General features: G+C 58.8%; 17 protein-coding genes. 9 read left to right on the forward strand and 8 right to left on the reverse strand.

Annotation, left to right across the window (positions count from 1 at the left end):
• Positions 1–23: 23 nt before the first annotated feature.
• The 3 genes from AN189_RS12410 to AN189_RS12420 are packed head-to-tail and all read left to right on the forward strand — an operon-like array spanning position 24 to position 2,024.
• Positions 24–791 (forward strand): DUF4198 domain-containing protein, encoded by a 768-nt coding sequence (locus AN189_RS12410; RefSeq protein WP_056036341.1) that lies wholly within the window; start codon positions 24–26, stop codon positions 789–791.
• Positions 791–1,126, forward strand: a complete 336-nt coding sequence (locus AN189_RS12415; RefSeq protein WP_056036342.1) for a hypothetical protein — start codon at positions 791–793, stop codon at positions 1,124–1,126. Before AN189_RS12410 ends, AN189_RS12415 begins: the two co-directional genes overlap by 1 nt.
• A 4-nt stretch (positions 1,127–1,130) precedes the next feature.
• Positions 1,131–2,024, forward strand: coding sequence for a metal ABC transporter substrate-binding protein (locus AN189_RS12420; RefSeq protein WP_056036344.1), 894 nt, complete (start codon positions 1,131–1,133; stop codon positions 2,022–2,024).
• Positions 2,025–2,463: 439 nt separating this feature from the next.
• Here the strand turns inward: AN189_RS12420 and AN189_RS12425 are convergent, their stop codons facing one another.
• Genes AN189_RS12425 through AN189_RS12435 form a run of 3 tightly spaced genes read right to left on the reverse strand, consistent with a single transcriptional unit; the run spans position 2,464 to position 5,248 of the window.
• Positions 2,464–3,204 carry a transporter substrate-binding domain-containing protein gene (locus AN189_RS12425; RefSeq protein WP_056036346.1) on the reverse strand — a complete coding sequence of 247 codons (741 nt, stop codon included), beginning with the start codon at positions 3,202–3,204 and terminating at the stop codon, positions 2,464–2,466.
• On the reverse strand, positions 3,201–4,568 hold the full coding sequence (locus AN189_RS12430) for a sensor histidine kinase (protein ID WP_216597742.1): 1,368 nt from the start codon (positions 4,566–4,568) through the stop codon (positions 3,201–3,203). Before AN189_RS12430 ends, AN189_RS12425 begins: the two co-directional genes overlap by 4 nt.
• Before the next feature lie 8 nt (positions 4,569–4,576).
• Positions 4,577–5,248: a response regulator transcription factor gene (locus tag AN189_RS12435; protein ID WP_056036352.1), complete on the reverse strand. Its 672-nt coding sequence runs from the start codon at positions 5,246–5,248 to the stop codon at positions 4,577–4,579.
• A gap of 163 nt (positions 5,249–5,411) precedes the next feature.
• On the opposite strand from AN189_RS12435, the gene AN189_RS12440 reads away from it, so the two are divergent.
• From AN189_RS12440 to AN189_RS12455, 4 genes are all read left to right on the forward strand, one after another.
• Complete coding sequence (locus tag AN189_RS12440; protein ID WP_253279617.1) at positions 5,412–6,485, forward strand: tricarboxylate transporter; 1,074 nt, start codon at positions 5,412–5,414, stop codon at positions 6,483–6,485.
• A gap of 72 nt (positions 6,486–6,557) precedes the next feature.
• Complete coding sequence (locus AN189_RS12445) at positions 6,558–8,585, forward strand: tripartite tricarboxylate transporter permease (protein ID WP_056036357.1); 2,028 nt, start codon at positions 6,558–6,560, stop codon at positions 8,583–8,585.
• Between the two features lie 8 nt (positions 8,586–8,593).
• Positions 8,594–9,682 carry a 4-oxalomesaconate tautomerase gene (locus AN189_RS12450; RefSeq protein ID WP_056036630.1) on the forward strand — a complete coding sequence of 363 codons (1,089 nt, stop codon included), beginning with the start codon at positions 8,594–8,596 and terminating at the stop codon, positions 9,680–9,682.
• A gap of 1 nt (position 9,683) precedes the next feature.
• Positions 9,684–10,652: a D-2-hydroxyacid dehydrogenase family protein gene (locus tag AN189_RS12455; RefSeq protein WP_056036359.1), complete on the forward strand. Its 969-nt coding sequence runs from the start codon at positions 9,684–9,686 to the stop codon at positions 10,650–10,652.
• Here AN189_RS12455 and AN189_RS12460 read toward each other — a convergent pair.
• Positions 10,630–11,658: an AbrB family transcriptional regulator gene (locus AN189_RS12460; RefSeq protein WP_056036361.1), complete on the reverse strand. Its 1,029-nt coding sequence runs from the start codon at positions 11,656–11,658 to the stop codon at positions 10,630–10,632. The genes AN189_RS12455 and AN189_RS12460 overlap by 23 nt on opposite strands.
• Positions 11,655–12,305, reverse strand: coding sequence for a GntR family transcriptional regulator (locus AN189_RS12465; RefSeq protein ID WP_056036363.1), 651 nt, complete (start codon positions 12,303–12,305; stop codon positions 11,655–11,657). The genes AN189_RS12460 and AN189_RS12465 overlap by 4 nt, the downstream gene beginning before the upstream one ends.
• 62 nt (positions 12,306–12,367) lie before the next feature.
• Here AN189_RS12465 and tcuA point away from each other — a divergent pair, with 62 nt between their 5' ends.
• Complete coding sequence (gene tcuA, locus AN189_RS12470; protein WP_056036366.1) at positions 12,368–13,840, forward strand: FAD-dependent tricarballylate dehydrogenase TcuA; 1,473 nt, start codon at positions 12,368–12,370, stop codon at positions 13,838–13,840.
• Positions 13,841–14,302: 462 nt separating this feature from the next.
• Here tcuA and AN189_RS12475 read toward each other — a convergent pair whose 3' ends face one another.
• From AN189_RS12475 to AN189_RS12485, 3 genes are all read right to left on the reverse strand, one after another.
• Positions 14,303–15,415, reverse strand: a complete 1,113-nt coding sequence (locus tag AN189_RS12475; RefSeq protein ID WP_056036368.1) for a zinc-binding dehydrogenase — start codon at positions 15,413–15,415, stop codon at positions 14,303–14,305.
• Positions 15,416–15,571: 156 nt separating this feature from the next.
• Entirely contained in the window at positions 15,572–16,015 is a 444-nt protein-coding gene (locus AN189_RS12480) for a hypothetical protein (RefSeq protein WP_172794912.1), read from the reverse strand.
• Between the two features lie 108 nt (positions 16,016–16,123).
• Entirely contained in the window at positions 16,124–16,474 is a 351-nt protein-coding gene (locus tag AN189_RS12485; RefSeq protein ID WP_172794913.1) for a hypothetical protein, read from the reverse strand.
• 1,077 nt (positions 16,475–17,551) lie between these two features.
• Between AN189_RS12485 and AN189_RS12490 the strand changes: the two genes are divergently transcribed.
• On the forward strand, positions 17,552–18,142 hold the full coding sequence (locus tag AN189_RS12490; protein ID WP_056036374.1) for a bifunctional 2-polyprenyl-6-hydroxyphenol methylase/3-demethylubiquinol 3-O-methyltransferase UbiG: 591 nt from the start codon (positions 17,552–17,554) through the stop codon (positions 18,140–18,142).
• Positions 18,143–18,167 lie beyond the last annotated feature (25 nt).

Here is an 18,167-nt window from a genome sequence, read left to right on the forward strand (position 1 = left end):
CAAGAAAACGGGAGTTTTGAGTAATGAAAAAGACATTCGCAGCGACAGTGGCGCTGACCGCACTCAGCGGGACGACGGCACTGGCGCACTACGGGATGATTATCCCGAACGATCCGATGATCAGCCAAGAGGACGGCCGGTCCGTGCAGCTGGAAATGTCGTTTTCGCACCCGTTCGAATTGTTGGGCATGGAACTGGTCGAACCCGTCTCCTTTACGGTGACCCATGCCGGTGAAACGACCGATCTGCTGGGTGATCTGACGGCAGCACAGATCATGGGTCAGCCCGGCTATACCCTTGATTATCCGCTGGAACGCCCCGGCACCTATGTCTTTGCGATGGAACCGCAGCCCTATTGGGAACCGGCCGAGGACAGCTATATCGTCCATTACACGAAAACCTACGTCAGTGCCTTCGATGATGACGAAGGCTGGGACACCGAACTGGGTCTGCGCACCGAAATCGTGCCACTCAGCAAACCCTTTGGCCTGTGGGAAGGCAACGTGTTCCAGGGCACCGTCATGCTGGAAGGTGAGCCCGTCCCTTATGCCGAGGTTGAGGTCGAATACTACAACGAAGACGGTGAGGCATCCGTCCCCAGCGAGTTGATGATCACGCAAACGGTCAAGGCCGACGCCAACGGTGTATTCACCTATGCGGCGCCGACGGACGGTTGGTGGGGCTTTGCCGCGCTGAACACCGCACCGGAAACCATGGCCTTTGAGGGCGAAGAGAAAGCCGTCGAACTGGGTGCCGTAATCTGGGTCGAATTCGAAGAATGGGACGACTGATGCGCCGTTTGTTCGCAGCACTGGCGGTGGTTGCTTTTGCAACCGCCGCACAGGCCCATAACCTGAACGTATTCGCATTCGTCGAGGACGGAACGGTCGTTGTCGAAACCAAGTTTTCGACCGGCAAGATCCCGGTATCCGGCGAGGTGCGCGTTCTGAACGCCGCATCAGAGGTAGTTCTGACATTGCCGTTGCAAGAAGACGGGACGGTCCGGTTTCCGTTGGATCCTGATGCCGCGTCGGGTGGACTGACCATCGAAGTCATGACCGGCGAAGGTCACGACGATTACTGGATACTGACGCCAGAAGACATCGCAAACGGATCCGAAAGCTGACCCTATGAACCTGACCCGTCGTGCCGCGCTGGCCTTGATCATATCGACCGCAGCCCTGCCTGTCGCAGCGCAGGATCGTCCGGTCGTCGCAACCGACAACTATCCGCTGGCCTATTTTGCGGAACGCCTTGGCGGGGAGGGCGTGGACGTGCTGTTCACGGTGCCCGGCGATGTTGATCCGTCGTTCTGGCGGCCGGGAATCGCGGATATCACCGCTATTCAGGCGGCGGATGTCATCGCGCTGAACGGGGCGGGTTTTTCCACCTGGCCGACCAAGGCCTCGCTGCCGCGATCACGCACCTTCGATACCACGGCCGGTCTGTCTGATCGTCTGATCCAGACCGATACGGTGACGCATTCGCACGGGGACGATGGCGAACATTCGCACGAGGCGACGGCAAACTATGTCTGGCTCGATTTCGAACTGGCGCAACAGCAGGCGGCGGCTATTGCCGAGGCGATGACGCGACAGATGCCGGACCTGGCCGAGACGATCACGTCCAGCCGTGACGGCCTGATGGGGGACCTGGCGGCGCTTGATGCACAAGGACGTGCAATCGGCGACATGGCGGATCTGCCGCCCGTCGTCACGTCACATCCCCGCTATCAATATCTTGGCGCGGCCTATGGGCTGGATATCTCGGCGCTGGAATGGGATGCGAACATGGACCCGACCCCGGATCAATGGGCAGCACTCGAGGCGCTCGTGGCGCAGACGGGCGCAAAGGTGTTCGTCTGGGAAGCAGAACCAAGCCCTGGCGCGCGTGCGCGCATGGCAGAGATCGGTCTGACGGATGTCGTATTCCCACCACTGGCCAATCGACCCGCCGCTGGCGATTTCGTGTCCGTCATGCAGGCGTCGCTGACGACACTGTCCGAGGCGTTTGACGCGCTTTGACCTGACAGGTCGGTCAGCCACGGTCGTTGATTGCGCCGGCCGTTCGGCGCAGTCCAAAGCCTGCGTTGACATTTGGTGACGACACCAAATTTTGCCGTAGCATCTCTGTGTCAAAGGCTTGTCACGGGGCGACGCGTGGCGATCACCTGACACTATGCCACAACCTTTGCGGGCGCGCTCAGCGTGAAAAATTGCCGCGCGGCCGCGAAATGGCTGCTGCATTAAAGAGTCGGTATCGGTCATTCATGCCGTTTGATTCACCTGCGAATGACTAAGAATTGTCGGAGGAAGTTTAGCTCTGCGTGCGACAGCCGGCGCGCCCTGAACATCAAGATCGTCGCCATCGCGACTGACCCAAATGGGTCGCATAGGATCACCCTCTTAATCGGCGCTCTTTTTGATGCAAATATGCTACGCAAGTAGTGGACAACGACCCGTCTCAAGCGAGGGGTGCTACGCTTAGACCTTTTACATTATGTCTCTTAATCAGTTTGGCGATAAAGCCGCTCGATTTCAGGTCTTCAACCACGTCACGCAGCCAAATTGCTGCCGCTACATTTTTTTGTGGCGTTCCGACAGCTTGCTGCACGGCGCTGAATTGGCCACTAAGAATGCGTGCGCCGGAAAGGCGTGCAACATCCGAGATCAGGCGCGGTCGCAAGCCGGCCAGCACATCCAGCCGCTGATCCACGAATACGTCAAATGATGCGTCAATCGTTTCAGTCCGCACAAGCTCGGCAAATTGCAAGTTGTTTTCAAGCCAAAGTCCGTATGCGGCACGATCTTTCACCGCGACGCGAACGCCGGGGCGGTCCACGTCGGCTATGATCTTTATTGGCGATCCGGCGGGGACCAGATAGGTCGCCTCGATTTCGCTATAGGCGGCAGTGAAGGTGATTGTCTCCGCGCGCTGCGGTTCTGCACCGATGTTCCCGATGTCCCACTCGTCGTGATCACTTGCGTCTGCCAGTGCGCCAGGAGAAGGATAGGTGACGAACTGCACGGCAACGCCCAGCCGGCGCGCAATTTCTGCAGCTACGTCCGGCGAGACCCCGACAGGGTCACCATTTTCTGCTTCGCCGGTCACCAACAGAAAGTTGCTGAGATTAATGCCGGCCCGCAGAGTGCCAGTCGGTGCCAGCTCTGCCAACACGGCTGGATCGATGTCTGAATTGCTCATGAATTTAACTCTCTCTTGCGCGGAAGCCGCATTGTGACACTCAGGCCGCGTTCCTGCGATGTGACAGTCATTTCGCCACCAAAACTATCCGCGACGGCCATCGAAATCGGCAAACCGAGGCCTGTTCCTTCAGATTGGGATACCTGCCCAAAGCGGGCAATTGCGATGGAAACCTTTTCAGGCGCAATGCCAATACCGTCGTCACTGATCTTGATTCTGATTTCCGTGTCGGTCACGGTGGTTGCAGCGTGGATCACTGACAGGCTTTTGCCGCCGTGGGTCAGAGCGTTGTCAAAGAGGTTCAACAGACCCTCGCGCAACAGCACAGGGTCAGCCTGAACGGAGCCTTCCGTTTCCGAGCGATCAAAGACAAGTGATACACCTTGGCTGGTAGCGCGATCCGAAAGCGTCGCAATGATATCCTCGACGATCGGATTGATCGGAATGACGGGGAAATCGGAAACCTTCTTGGGCGTTTTGGCGCGCTCAAACGCCAGAAGGTTATTTGCTAATGCCGAAGCACGACGCGCAGCACCGATTAGAACGTCGGTGCGATCCTGGACATCTTGCATAGTCGCGGCAGACTGCACGGCTTCAGACATTGCAAGGACGCCTGCTATTGGATTTCGAAGTTGATGCGCTGCGTTTGAAATAAATTCGTCTTTCGTCCGAAAAGTCGCGCTCAGCTCTGATAGCAAACTGTTCAATGTACGAACAATGCCGCGAACCTCGGCGGGCACCGGACGCTGGATCGAATGCAATTCCTGCGGAGATCGCTGCGCGATCGCGTCTTGCAAATCCAGCAGAGGACGTAGGCCAAGCCTGACGCCGAACCAGACGATCAGGGCCAGCGCAGCGACAATGACGGCAATCATTCCGAACGTGCGGCTGGTGCTGTCACCTACGAAACGATCACGAATGGCTGTGTCCTGCCAGACAGTGAATGTGAAATCCCCTGTCAGCCCGTTGATCGACATCGCGTCGACAAAGCGAAGCACCCGAACAGGATTCCCGCGGTAGGTCGCATAGAAATAGGCCTGACGCTGCCCGTGCAGCGCTGCGGGATCATCCGGCACGGGCGGAGTTGCATAGCCGGTCACGTAGAAACCGTTTGGTGCATAGACGTGATAAAACACCGGACCGCCGGATGTGTCGCGCAACAAATCACGCGTGGACGTGCTAAGCGCATCGCCCCCTGACAGCGCCGTATCCCGTGAAATGGCGAGTGCCGTAGACAGCAATGATCTGTCGAACCGATCGTTGGCGCGGTCTTGTGCATCCCTGAACGCCAAATTCCCGAGGCCCAGCGAGATCAACATCAAAGGTGTCAGAATGATCAGGATCAGCCGCGTGCGCAGTGACATTGTCTTTCTCATGGGGTGCTGGCTTGCATACTGTACCCCAATCCGCGTTGCATCTTGATCTCGATATTAAAGGGTTTCAGTCGCCCGCGCAGTCTTGAAACATAGACCTCGACAACCTGTTCATCCACGTCCGCCCCTGTCCCGTAAACCTTGTCCAAGAGGATCTGTTTGGACACCGTCCTTGTCTGCGCCATGAGTAGGGCTTCGAACATCGCGACTTCACGCCGTGGAAGCTCCAGCGGCCCCTGCGGCCCGATGATCTGTCGTGCCTGGGTGTCGAACCGGAGTTCGCCCAAGGCAAGCGTCTGAACAGGCGCAGAAGCGCCGCGCCGTAGCAACGCCCGCAGGCGCGCACGCAGCTCGGACATCTCGAAGGGTTTGGCCAGATAGTCGTCAGCCCCAGCGTCCAATCCCTCGACCTTGTCACCCAGCGCGGACCGGGCCGTCAGCATCAGAACCGGGCGCATGTCGCCGCGTCTGCGCATTTCGCGCAACACGTCCATGCCGCTTTGCCCCGGCAGGTTTACGTCGAGGATCACGATGTCAGCGTCGTCGTCACACAGAAATTGCGCGGCCTCGCAACCGTCAAAGATAAGATCGACGGCATGCCCTTCATCCCGCAACACATAAGCGATCCCATTTGCGACCGCTTCGTTGTCTTCGACGATGACAATGCGCATGTGGTGTGCCTCTCATAAAAATGCCCGATGCAAGGTTCGCGCAAGTTTGGCGACCTAGCATTAACTGATCAAGCAGGCTGGGAGGGCTGTGCTGATTCTAAAACGTCGCCCTGAGTAGTCAGGGCAAACTGTCTGGGAGGACAATATGACACTTATCTCATTTATGCGCGCGGGCGCAATTGGTGCGGCTGCGTTGGGCGCAACGACGGCTCTGGCCGATGCGCACCGTTTGGATCTGTCCGGCGAAACCGTGGAATGGATCATTCCGTTTTCCGAAACCGGCGGCTCTGCGCGTTGGGCAAACTTTTACGCCCCCCTGCTGAGCGAAGCTCTGCCTGGTAACCCGACGGTTGTGGTCAAGTTCATGCCTGGTGCAGGTTCGACGACAGGCGCAAACCATTTTCAGGGCCTGAGCTACGAAGACGGCACAACGCTATTCGGGTCGTCGGGTTCGACACAGTTCCCGTATCTTTTGGGTGATCCGCGGGTCCGCTACGAATATGGCGATTGGCCAGTTGTGCTGGCATCAGGCACCGGCGGCGTCGCCTATCTGCCGCCAGCCATGGCCGAAGCCTATGCGGCTGATCCAACAGCTCTGAACGACGAAAACTTTATCTATGGCGCTCAATCAGCGACTGGCCTTGATCTTGTGCCGTTGCTGGCATGGGAAATGCTTGGCCTGAACGTCGAACCTGTGTTCGGGATCGAAGGTCGCGGTGATGGTCGCCTGATGTTCGAGCGTGGCGAAGCCAATATCGACTATCAGACATCGTCGTCCTATCTGTCTGGCGTCGCTCCGCTGGTCGAGGCCGGAACAGCAACACCTTGGTTCAGCTTTGGTGCGCTTGATGGCGACGGCAATATCGTTCGCGATCCGACATTCCCCGACATGCCAAGCTTTAAGGAAGTCTGCGAAGCCAGTCCCGTTTGTGAAACGAGCGGCACGACATGGGACGCCTGGAAAGCCTTCTTCGTGGCGGGTTTCCCGGCACAAAAGATGGTCTTTCTCGCCAACGGCGCACCTGAAGAGGCTGTCGCGACGTTCACCGAGGCTTTTGCATCGATCAAGGATCGCCCCGACTACGCTGAAATCTCAGAGGCCGCCCTCGGCCTTTACCCGCAGCTGACGGGTGCAGGCGCAGAGCGCGCCAAATCGGACGCAACGAGCGTTCCGGACGAAGCCCGCGCGTTCGTGCGTGAATGGCTTCAGGACAGCTACGGCATCGTTCTCGAGTAACGGCGCCGATGACTGGAACCTCGCCCCGTCTATGGGGCGAGGCTCTCTTTTATCTTAACATTGGGGAGTCCGATGGACGTTTTGGCAACAGCGCTACCCGCGCTCGGCGACGCTTTTGGCATGATACTGCAACCTCATGTCATGGGGTATCTGGTGTTGGGGGTTCTGATGGGCCTGTGCATCGGGGTCTTTCCTGGGCTTGGCGGTATCGCGGGGCTTTCCCTCCTTCTTCCCTTCATGTTCGGAATGGAGCCGCTGACAGGTCTGGCCCTGATGGTCGGCATGGTCGCGGTGGTTCCGACATCGGATACGTTTTCATCCGTCCTCATGGGTATTCCCGGATCCTCGGCGTCGCAGGCCACGGTGCTCGACGGGTTCCCTATGGCCAAGAGAGGTCAGGCCGCGCGCGCGTTGTCGGCCGCATTTGCATCGTCACTCTTTGGCGGTCTGCTGGGCGCTGCGTTCCTGTCGGTCTTTATCCTGATCGCCCGTCCGATCGTTCTTTTGTTTCAGACACCCGAACTGTTGATGATTACAATTTTCGGTTTGTCGATGGTCGGTATCCTCGCGGGCCGTGTCGCGATCAAGGGGATCGCCGCCGCCGGTCTGGGTCTGCTGATCGGGACAATTGGCCAGGGGTCCAGCGCGGGTGCCTTGCGCATGTCGACATTCGATATGCCCTATCTGATGGACGGCCTGAAACTCGTCATTGTTGGCCTCAGCATATTTGCGATTCCCGAAATCGTGGCCTTGCTGCGCCAGGACAAAGCCATTTCAGACCGCAGAACGATCGGCGGAGGCTGGTTGCTGGGCATCAAGGACTGGTGGACCAACATCTGGTTGTCCGCACGCTGTTCACTGATCGGCGTCATGGTTGGCGTTATCCCCGGCCTTGGCGGCTCGGTGGTGGACTGGATCGCCTACGGCCACACGGTCCAGACAGCAAAAGACAAATCCCAGTTCGGTAACGGCGACGTGCGCGGCGTGATCGGGCCTGAAAGTTCCAACAACGCCAAGGAGGGTGGGGGGCTTGTTCCCACCTTGTTGTTCGGCATCCCCGGGTCGGGTTCCATGGCGATCTTCATTTCGGGAATTGCCCTGCTGGGCACCGGAAACATCGAAGTCGGACCTTCGATGCTGAAAAACAACCTCGATTTCACCTATGCGATTGTCTGGCTTTTGGCGCTGGCAAATGTCGTAGGCACCCTGGTATGCATCGCGGCCTCGGGTGGTATTGCCAGACTGACCAACATCCGTTTCGCTCTCTTGGCGCCGTTCCTGTTCATGATCATCGCCTTCGCGGCATTCCAGTCGCGCCAGTCCATCATGGACCTCGTCGCGCTGTTCGGCATCGGTTTTCTTGGGATCATGCTCCGCCGCTTCGACTGGTCGCGCCCAGCCTTTTTGATCGGTTTCGTGCTGGCCTCGCCCGCGGAACGCTACACAAACCAGGCCTACCAGATCGCAGCATCGCGGTTCCGCCGCAGCTTTGAGGATGGCATCGACTATATCTTTAGCCCGATCGTCATTGTGCTGATCATCATCACAATCATCTCCGTCTATGTCGGCCTGAAAAACGCCAAAAACATCATGGCCGAGGGCGATGTGAACGCAGGTTCCAAGCGCGCGCCATTGCTCTTCCTCCTGGTCATCACGGCCTACGTGGCTTTCGCCTACGTCAATGCGTCGCTGATCCCCGACTATGCGCGGATGGACCGGGTTTTCCCTGTATTTGTCGCCACCGTGACACTTGTGTGCCTTGCAATCCTTTTGGTTCAGATGCGGTTCCTTCCCGACACACATTCGCTGTTCGCCGACCGCGAAGCCCAGGATGCGGACATCAACACCCACGGGCTGTGGTCAACCCTGGCATGGTTTGGCGGGCTTCTCTTGGGAACGGCAATCGTCGGGTTCATCCTTGCGCTTGCGGTCTTTCTTGTGGGGTTCATCAGGTATCGCGCCCAGAAAAGCTGGGTGTATGCCGTCGCCTATGGCGCCGCGGGTATCGTCTTCATCTGCGCAATGGCGTGGTCTTTGAACCGCGATTTCCCGCCCGGGCTTTTGCAGCAGTTCGTGCGACTTCCTTGGCCCCTGGCGTAGGTGACAACATGACCCAGACAGCAATCCCATTCCTGTTCATGCGCGGCGGTACATCCCGAGGGCCATATTTCAATCGCGCGGACCTGCCCGACGATCGCGACACGCTCGCGCAGGTCCTGGTTGCGGCAGTCGGCTCGGGCCATCCTCTCAATATCGACGGGATCGGCGGCGGCAATGCCGTCACGACCAAGGTCGCGATGCTGTCGCTGTCTGACGACGACTGGGCTGATATCGACTATTTCTTTGCACAGGTCAGCGTCGAAGACGGCACGGTCGATTTCAAACCCACTTGCGGCAATATCCTGAGCGGGGTCGGTCCGGCCGCCATCGAAATGGGATTGGTCAAGGCCACGGGCACCAAGACCCGCGTGAAAATTCTGGCCACCAACACCGGCGCGCGGGTTGTCGCCAACGTTCAGACCGCGCCGGACGGCGTTGTCTATGACGGTCGCGCCCAAATTGACGGTGTTCCCGGAACAGCGGCCCCCGTGGGCTTGCAATTCATGGATACGGTCGGCGGCGCGACGGGGGCCTTCCTGCCCACGGGCAACCTGATCGACACCTTCGAAGGTGTCGACGTGACCTGCATGGATGTCGCAATGCCTATGGCGATCGCCCGCGCTGATGCCTTTGGGTTGACGGGCTACGAGACCGTCGCCGAATTGAATGAGAACCGCGATTTTTTCGCCCGGATGGAGGCTGTCCGCATCCAGGCGGGTGAGGCGATGGGCATCAAGGACGTCGCAGCATCCGTGACACCCAAATTCGGTTTGCTGGCCCCCGCCCGTGACGGCGGTACGGTCGCTGCGCGGTATTTCATGCCCTGGACCGCGCATCCGACCATGGCTGTCACGGGCGCGCAATGTCTCGCGTCCTGCGTGCTGACACCTGGCACTGTCGCCCAGGGGCTTGCGGCAATTCCGAACGAATCTCCCGCGCCGATCACTTTGGAACATGCCTCCGGCATGATCGACGTGTTGGTTGACTATGCTTTGAACAATGACGGGATCACCTTGAATTCTGCGGGCCTCGTGCGGACGGCCCGATTGCTTGCGCGGGGCGAGGTGATGGTGCCGAGACGCATTTGGGAAGGTTGAGATGAAAGTCCATATCCTTGACGATTGGTTTGACACCCTGCGCACCCTGCCGTGCTTTGCCAAACTGGACAGCCATCAAGTGACGGTGTGGACAGACCACGAACCCGATCCGGTTCAGCTTGCCCAGCGGGTGCAGGATGCCGAATGTCTGGTTCTGTTCCGCGAACGCACGCGGATCGGTGCAGACCTGCTTGCACGGTTGCCAAAGCTAAAACTGATCAGCCAGAGGTCGGTCTATCCGCATGTGGATGTGGAGGCCTGCACCGAGAATGGCGTCCTGCTTTGTTCGAACATGGGCAGTGAGACACCGTCTTATGCGGCGGCGGAGATGACGCTGGCGTTGATCCTTGCCAGCTATCGCCAGATCCCGCAGCAGGCAGTATCGCTGCGGGCCGGGACATGGCAGATGGGCGTGGGACGGACGCTGCGTGGCCGCACGCTGGGTCTTTATGGCTATGGGCGAATAGCGCGGGTCGTTGCGCAATATGCCAAGGCCATGGGCGTCAACGTGCAATGGTGGGGGTCAGAGGCCGGCCGCGCGCTGGCGGCGGCCGATGGCGAAATCGTTGCGGCATCTCGTGAGGCATTTTTTGCCACCTCGGATGTGGTCAGTGTGCATGTTCGCCTGAAACCGGAAACCAGGGGGCTGATAACAGCCGATGATCTGGCGGCCATGCCGGCCCGGTCCCTGTTTGTGAACACCTCACGCTCCGGGCTTGTGGTGCCGGGTGCGCTCGAGGCTGAAATTGCAAAGGGTCGCATCTTTGCGGCCCTGGATGTGTTCGACACCGAACCGATGCGCGACCCGGACCATATCCTTGCGACCCACCCCAACGTGTTAGCCACGCCGCACATCGGATATGTCACCGAAGACGAGTTCAACATGCAGTTCAACGACATTTTCGATCAGATCAACGCTTATGCAGCCGGCGCGCCGATACACATGATCAATCCGTCGATCTGGATCTGAATAATCGCGCCGCGAGCGGTGCGCCAAGAATGACCACGAAAATTCGCAAGACGTGATGTGCGATCACAAAGGCCATGTCTGCCCCGACAATGAGCGCCAGAACCGTCATTTCCGCCTGACCGCCGGGCGCAAAGGCCAGAAGCGTTTCCATGGGCGGTGCCAGGTCCATCAAATAGATTGCCTCGGCGAAGATCACTGTCAGCACCAGAAGGATCACACACAAACCAAGGGCTGCGGTAACATCGCGGCGCACTTCTGGCATCGTCACGCCAACGTATTTGGTTCCGACAGTCATCCCGATGAAAAACTGGGCCATCCAGATTGCTTCGGCAGGAGGGCGGTGTTGCAAAATACCCAGCAGAGATAGGATTGCGGCAACGATCAGGGGGCCGAGAATGGACGCCCCGAACATGCCCACGGCCTTGGCACCGCGCCAACCGACCAGGCCGCAAAGAGCCATCAGCAAAAGTTGGGATGGCGCGATCGACGCCGCGGGCGCGCCGGGCGGGTTGGACAAGTCAGCATCCCACACACCCTGCAAGATGAAGGGCAGCGCCACGACAATCACCATGACCCGCGTGGCATGGATCAGCGACAGCGCACGCACGTCACCTCCTGCCTCTTCTCCAAAGGCCAACATGTCCTGCAAGCCCCCCGGCATCGCCGAATAATAGCTGGTCGCGAAATCAAATCCCCAGATTTTCTGGAAATAGGGCACGCCAATTAAACCAATACTGGCGATCATCAGGGGGATCATGAGCAACGTCGGCCACATTGCGCCCATCGAACCGAGCAAGGCGACCGTAAAGGTCGCGCCGACCGCGACCCCGAGGATGGACCGCATCGCATCATTGACCAGTTTGTTTCCCTTGAGCGGCACCCCTGCGAGAGCGGCAACCAGGCAGGCAAAGATCGGCCCGAGCAGCCACGGCAACGGCAGGTTCAACAGCTGGAAAACCACGACACCCGTACCCGCCACTGCATAGGTCAGGCCAAGACGTTTCATCCTCGCATGACCGACAAGCGGTGTCGCAGCGACGTTTGCAAATGCGCCTCGGCTGATGCACCTGCCGCCTCTGCATCCCCATTGCGGATTGCATCGATGATGTCCTTATGTTGGCGGCACACGACCGTGATCCGCGCCTCATCGGCCAGCGTTGTCGGGCCCAACAACATAAGGGCGTTGTTCAATGCACGCGCGGATTCCAATAGAAACCGGTTGCGCGTGGCAAGGTAGATGCAGCGATGAAACTGTTGGTTGATCGACGCCGCCTGGGCCGGATCAGCCACGGCATTGGCAATTGCCTCGTTCAATTCTTCCAACTCGTCAATTTCGGCGGCTATCGCATGTTTCGCGGCCATTTCGGCTGCCGTGCGTTCCAGCACCAGACGCATTTCATACAGCTCGACTACCTCGGTATGGTTGAGCGCGCGTACGACCGCTCCCAGGCGCGGGCGATGTTCAACAATACCGTCAGATTCGAGCTTGCGCAGGGCTTCACGGACCGGGGTGCGAGACAACGCCAATCGTGTTGCGACATCCTCCTCGCGCAAACGGTCACCGGGTTGAAATACACCGCCGCGGATGGCCTCGAGCAGGGTCGCATAGGCCACCTCGCCTTGGGACATTTCGGATTTGTCGGGTGTCTGCATATTCAGGCTTTCAAAATTGTATCCGCTTGGATACAATATGGTGGTAGCCAAGGAAGCGCATCATGTCAAAGAAGAAAATCATAGTCGTCGGATCAGGAAACGCCGCCCTCTGCGCCGGGATCGCCGCATTGGAACAGGGCGCGGACGTTTTGATGCTGGAAAAGGCGGATGAGGCGCTGGCGGGCGGCAACACGAAATACACCGCAGGCGCAATGCGGTTTCCGTATGACAGTGGCGAAGACCTCATCCCGCTGTTGCGCAACCCGGATGATCCGCGACTGCCCGACACCGATTTCGGCAGCTACACGCAGGCCAAAATGACCGAAGACCTGCTCGGGTTTAACGACGGTCGCCCCCTGTCGCCCGAACAGACGAACTTGGTCACCAAGGGGCTTGAGACGATGCAATGGCTGTCAGGCCACGGCGTCACGTTTGAGCCAATTTACAGCCGCCAGAGTTTTGAAAAAGACGGCAAGTATGTGTTTTGGGGTGGTCTGACACTGGCGGCCGAAAACGAAGGCGTCGGTCTTTGGGAAATGGAAATGACCGCCTTTCAAAACCTTGGCGGCACTGTGCGGTATGAAAGTGGCGTCACCAGTTTGATCATGGAAGACGACATTATCAGCGGCGTCATGGTTGGCGAAGAGGCGATCCGCGCCGATGCCGTGATCCTTGCCTGCGGCGGGTTCGAAGCAAACGGCGACATGCGCACACAATACATCGGACCGAATTGGTCCAAGGCAAAGGTTCGCGGCACGCCGCACAACACCGGCGACGGACACAAGATGGCATTTGGCGTTGGTGCGGCTGAATACGGGCTCTATGAGGGGTGCCACGCCACACCGATGGATCTGCATATGGCTGATTTCGGCGGCCTCCACTTGCCGCCGGGCGAGCGAAAGAATTACCGAAAGATCAGCTATTTCCTTGGCGTGATGTTAAACGCGAACGGCGAGCGGTTCGTGGATGAGGGCGAAAACTTTCGCAACTATACCTACGCGCAATTCGGGCGTGCCGTGCTGGAGCAACCAAACCACTTGGCGTGGCAGGTGTTTGACGCAAAAGTCGACGATCTTCTTTATGCGGAATACCGCTTTCATGATGCTCATTTCGTCGAGGCTGATACGCTTGACGCGCTTTGTGGCAAACTCGACGGCGTTGATCCGACAGGCGCAAAGGCGACGCTGGATGCCTTCAACGATGCCGTAGATGAAGGCACCCCTTTTGACCCTACGGCACTGGACGGCAAAGCCACGCGCGGCCTGCCTTTGCCCAAATCAAACTGGGCGCAGCGCCTCGATACTCCACCGTTTCGTGCCTATCCGGTCACGGGCGGGATCACGTTCACTTATGGCGGTGTTCAGGTCGCCGAAAACGGTGGTGTCCTGCGCGCTGACGGAACTGTCATCCCCAATCTGTTTGCCTGTGGTGAAATGGTTGGCGGCGTGTTTTACAACGGCTATCCCGGCGGCTCGGGGCTGACCTCTGGGGCAGTCTTCGGACGGCGCGCAGGCCGCGGTGCATCAATGGCTTAGGTGCAATTGCAAAAGTCGGATTCCTCCTGCGTCCTGTTTGTTACGCTTGGGCAGAACTAAATGGCAGTTTGTTGATGCGCGACTTTAGACCCTGTAAATGGCTGGTTTGGTGAGATCGCCCGCGCTGCAAAAAGCGCACTGTCGCACATTAAAGGAAATGCTGCGTCAGCATTGGCCGCATCTGCATAAGTCCACTTTGTCCCGCCTTGCGGTCATCTGACATCCTGGAATGCAGCAATCCCGACCAAGGTCCGCTATGCGGACTGCGGACGCAGCATTGCGACGGTGAGGCGAAGGGCAGGTTTGGGCCGAGACCGACGCTCTTGCACAGAGGGGGGAGGCCACCATCTGTCATGCGCCAATTGGTGCGGAAAACGATTTGAGTTCGACGGGCTACTATATTTGTCAGTTTGACTGAGAAGCACCGCCTTGCTGGAACTGCGGCGATGCTTCTCGGCTTGATTACCCCCACGGGGTGACGAGGTACTTCTCACCGGTGCGCATCGTGCGGTAGTCCATGACGGCCTCCTTCGTCAGCATCTCGTCGAGTGTGACGTGCGCCTTGTAATGGCTGGCGAAGGTCGTTGTGAGGTTGTCGCGCACACGTTGGCGCATACGCCCCATTGTCTCTTGCCCGGCCGATTGAAGGAAGGGGAACAGCAGCCAACCCGACAAGGTCCAGCCGAAGCCGTAGCTTGGCGTCAGCACAGTCGCGCCGGTGTCGAGGCGGCCGTAGATGAACATGCGTTTCTGCTGGTTCGAGCCGTAGCGAGAATATTCGCTCATCCGTTCGACCGCGACACGCTCCATGGCCCTGAACGCTGTATCGACGAGCTTTCCACCGCCCACGGGATCGAACCCGTAGAAGGCACCCGTGTCGCGGATGCCGGCGATCAGCTGGTCCATGAAGTCGTCGTCGGAGGAATTGGCCACGTGCTTTGCGCCAATATCCTTCAGCAGGTCGACCTGTTCGTCCTTGCGGACGATGTTCACGAGGCCGATTCCGTCCTCCTGGCAGATCCGGGTCAGCATCTGGCCAAGGTTGGAGGCACCGACAGTGTGCAGTATGGCGTTCTGCCCGTCCGCCTTGGCGTTCTCGACAAAGCCCAGTGCGGTCATCGGGTTGACGAAAGCGCTCGCCCCTTCTTCCGCCGAATGTTCGCCCAGAGGCAGGCACATTCCGGCATCGGCGATGCAATACTGGCTATAGGCATTGCCCGGAACACATGAGACGCGCTGCCCCATCAGGGCTTGCGCTGCGTCGCTGTCGCCGGCGGCGATCACCGTGCCAGCGCCCTCATTGCCGGCAGGCAGCTTCAAGCCATGACGGGCCTTCGACGCCGCGTTGACGTTCTCCGGCATTTTCGCGACGAACTTGCCGGGCGTGTACGTTGCATTCTCCATGTCCGCGCCACCGACGAGGATCGCAAGGTCGGACGGGTTGATCGGGGCGGCTTCCATGCGCACCAGCACCTGGTTGCCGGTCGGTTCGTCGAAGGTCACGTCCTCCAGCGCGACAGTCAACGTTCCGTCCGCCTCCAGCGTGGTGAAGAGTTGTTTTCCGGTCGTGGCCATGGCGGGGTCCTTTGCTTGATCCGTTTAGGGTATAACTAAGCCAAGTGGTTCAAATGTCATGGAGCACGGTCAGAGCGTCACGTGAGGTCAGGGAGAGGTTCGCGTGGCGGAAGGTCGAATTGGCGCGATCGGAAAACAGGGCCGCCTGCGTCAAGATTAGCGCGCCTGCTGCGCGCGCAACGCGTCGATCGTCAGCGGTTCCCGGATTTCGTCGACGCCGGGGGTGAAGCGCCCCTCGCGCCTGTCCGGGCTGATCCGGATCGCAGGGGCAGGTTCGAGCGATCGTGTCGGAACCTGCTGCGGCATCACCGCGACCGGGGATGTGGCGGGGGTGGCGGGTGTCGGGGTCACGGTTTCGGTCAGGACTTCACGCGCCGCGACAGGGGGCGGTGCTTCTCTGCGGCTGACGAGCGTCTTTGCAAGATCGGCATAGACCTGCGCGCGCAGGTCCCGACAATCCTGTTCGGCGCCCAGGGCCGCGAGCCGTGCGTGAAGGTATGCCTCGATGATCTGATATTCGTGCTCGCGCGACGCAGCCTTGACGCCGGTGGCGTTCTCGAAGTCGCGGATCACGCGCCGGCGCTGATCCTGGTCGCGCAATCCGCGGACATCGTTCGCATAAAGGGTCACGGCACCCTGCACTTCGTCCGCGGTCCACGACGGATTGATCCGCGCCGGTTCGAGCGCGGACGCGATGCCGTCTTCGGCCTATGCCCGCAGGACCGCACGCTGCACGCGATGGGTTGCGTGGGGCGCGTTCTTCCGCCCGGACATCCGTTCAATCCGCAACGCGCGGCGGAGGTCGTCGATGATCACCTGCATCCGCGTCTGGATGTAGGATGCGATCAGCTCTTCCGTCAGCGGGTCGATCAGGAAGGAGAAGGCGTTCAGCATGGCGTCGAACTCTGTCGTCAGTGTTCTGGACCAGGTATGCGCCGCTTTTTCATCTGTCGTCCTCAAGGCGACCTGAACGGGGTGGATAGATGTAGATAACCCTGAGACGCGGCGCCAGAAGTGGAAATGGCGGCGCGGCCGGTAGAGGTGAGTAGGCTGTGGCATGTTGCCCTCCTGAAGAGGTACCCGAACCTGCCATGTTCAACCTGCGCGATGCCTGTGTGACACCTGAGTGGAACATCGGCGGGTTGAGCTGCAAAAAACATCGAAGTTAAACTCCGAAAATGAGCCTTTCCAAAACCTTGAGGAGGAATTGGCTCCGACGGTAGGGATCGGAGGTAAAATTTACCCGATTTAGTAGGTGTCTGAAAAGTAACGGTTTTTATGGTTGGTCTTGGTGCCCTGAGTGTCCTTTGTGAAACCTGTGTGCAACCGAAGTGCAACCGGCTGGTCGGGAGATGATGGCATTGTCGGGTCATCTTGTCATCAGACTTCGCGGATTTGAATTCCGCGGTCAGTAGTCATCCATCTCCCGCAGGCGCCATATTGCTCGTTGGGATCGTGGGCAGCCGGTCGCACGACAGACAACGCAGAAGTTCCTGTATTTGCTAGCACTAGCTTTGCTGGTGGATCGAGCCAAGATGGGCTCGGTCAAATTTGACGACTGCCAGCTCGGGGTCTATGGCCTGATACCTTCTCGGTTTGGCGCTGAAACGGCTTGAGCCACTGGCGTGGTTTCGTGCGATATCGATATCGATATTGATATCGAGATACGCATTATCGAGAAGGCTGCCGGAGCGCCTCGTGAAAGTGCGGGCGCGGGAGGTGGGTCTGATATCGATATCGATATCGCTCCAGGTCAGTTTCTCATTTACACCCTCGTGCGTTTCCTAGCCGCGACGCGAAAGGAGCGTCCATCGCCGGATAGCGTGCCTAGCCTTCCATCCAGAAGAAGTGCCAGGATTTCGGCAAGGACAACCTCATGCCAGAGGCTGCGACACTGGAAAGTAGGAGGTCTGATTCGCTGGATGCTGTAAGTCCAGAGTTCAGCGATCTTGTAACCATGACAGCGAAGAGGAAACACAGGCTCGTCGAAAAGCCTTGGCTGAGGACCTGTCAAACTGTTTTCTACGTCGCACCGGTTTTCTTTCATCAACTTCGCAAAAGAAACGATCCCGCCGTACCTGGTCAAATCCTTGGTTTATGACGAAGGTATAGGACCTGACCTGACGGAGAGCGATATTGCCCGACTACTATGACCAACAGGCGACAACGTTCATCGCGACCACGCGCGATGTCGACATGTCGCATGCAAGGCAACGGTTCTTATCGGTTGTACCTCCGCGGGCGGATGGTGCAACACGTATACTTGACGCTGGGTCGGGGGCAGGGCGCGACGCGTTGTCTTTCCGCGTCCTGGGCTACGATGTGGAGGCTTTCGATGCATCGTCTGCGATGGTTGCTGCCACGCAATCTCATGCGTCGGTCCCGGCACGACAGATGAGGTTCGAAGATTTTGCATGGAAGCATCCGTTTGAGGGGATCTGGGCATGCGCGTCTTTGCTGCATGTGTCTGAGGCTGACTTGCCAAAGGTCATCGCCCGCCTTGCCGCCCATCTTGTTACAGGCGGCGCGCTTTATACGTCCTTCAAACGCGGTACTGGCGAGCGGGTGAAAGACGGACGCCGGTTTACTGACATGACGACAAAAACTCTAGGAGCATTTCTCGAAGAATGCGGCGAGTTCAGCCAACCTGACGTTTGGGAAAGCGACGATTGTCGCCCGGGTCGCGCGGCGGAAGTGTGGGTAAATGCAGTGGTGAAAAAGGCGTGACCGGCGGATCGGGCGTCCCTGCTGC

It is taken from the genome of Loktanella sp. 3ANDIMAR09 (genome assembly GCF_001420005.1).
Lineage (GTDB): Bacteria > Pseudomonadota > Alphaproteobacteria > Rhodobacterales > Rhodobacteraceae > Loktanella.

What these genes read in the sequence shown, in the direction of transcription:
- AN189_RS12445 (WP_056036357.1), top strand. Translation starts at nt 6,558, where the DNA reads ATGGACGTTTTGGCAACAGCGCTACCCGCGCTCGGCGACGCTTTTGGC.
- AN189_RS12450 (WP_056036630.1), top strand. Translation starts at nt 8,594, where the DNA reads ATGACCCAGACAGCAATCCCATTCCTGTTCATGCGCGGCGGTACATCC.
- tcuA (WP_056036366.1), top strand. Translation starts at nt 12,368, where the DNA reads ATGTCAAAGAAGAAAATCATAGTCGTCGGATCAGGAAACGCCGCCCTC.
- AN189_RS12485 (WP_172794913.1), bottom strand. Translation starts at nt 16,474, where the DNA reads ATGCCACAGCCTACTCACCTCTACCGGCCGCGCCGCCATTTCCACTTC.
- AN189_RS12460 (WP_056036361.1), bottom strand. Translation starts at nt 11,658, where the DNA reads ATGAAACGTCTTGGCCTGACCTATGCAGTGGCGGGTACGGGTGTCGTG.
- AN189_RS12435 (WP_056036352.1), bottom strand. Translation starts at nt 5,248, where the DNA reads ATGCGCATTGTCATCGTCGAAGACAACGAAGCGGTCGCAAATGGGATC.
- AN189_RS12425 (WP_056036346.1), bottom strand. Translation starts at nt 3,204, where the DNA reads ATGAGCAATTCAGACATCGATCCAGCCGTGTTGGCAGAGCTGGCACCG.
- AN189_RS12455 (WP_056036359.1), top strand. Translation starts at nt 9,684, where the DNA reads ATGAAAGTCCATATCCTTGACGATTGGTTTGACACCCTGCGCACCCTG.
- AN189_RS12430 (WP_216597742.1), bottom strand. Translation starts at nt 4,568, where the DNA reads ATGTCACTGCGCACGCGGCTGATCCTGATCATTCTGACACCTTTGATG.
- AN189_RS12465 (WP_056036363.1), bottom strand. Translation starts at nt 12,305, where the DNA reads ATGCAGACACCCGACAAATCCGAAATGTCCCAAGGCGAGGTGGCCTAT.
- AN189_RS12415 (WP_056036342.1), top strand. Translation starts at nt 791, where the DNA reads ATGCGCCGTTTGTTCGCAGCACTGGCGGTGGTTGCTTTTGCAACCGCC.
- AN189_RS12475 (WP_056036368.1), bottom strand. Translation starts at nt 15,415, where the DNA reads ATGGCCACGACCGGAAAACAACTCTTCACCACGCTGGAGGCGGACGGA.
- AN189_RS12410 (WP_056036341.1), top strand. Translation starts at nt 24, where the DNA reads ATGAAAAAGACATTCGCAGCGACAGTGGCGCTGACCGCACTCAGCGGG.
- AN189_RS12420 (WP_056036344.1), top strand. Translation starts at nt 1,131, where the DNA reads ATGAACCTGACCCGTCGTGCCGCGCTGGCCTTGATCATATCGACCGCA.
- AN189_RS12440 (WP_253279617.1), top strand. Translation starts at nt 5,412, where the DNA reads ATGCGCGCGGGCGCAATTGGTGCGGCTGCGTTGGGCGCAACGACGGCT.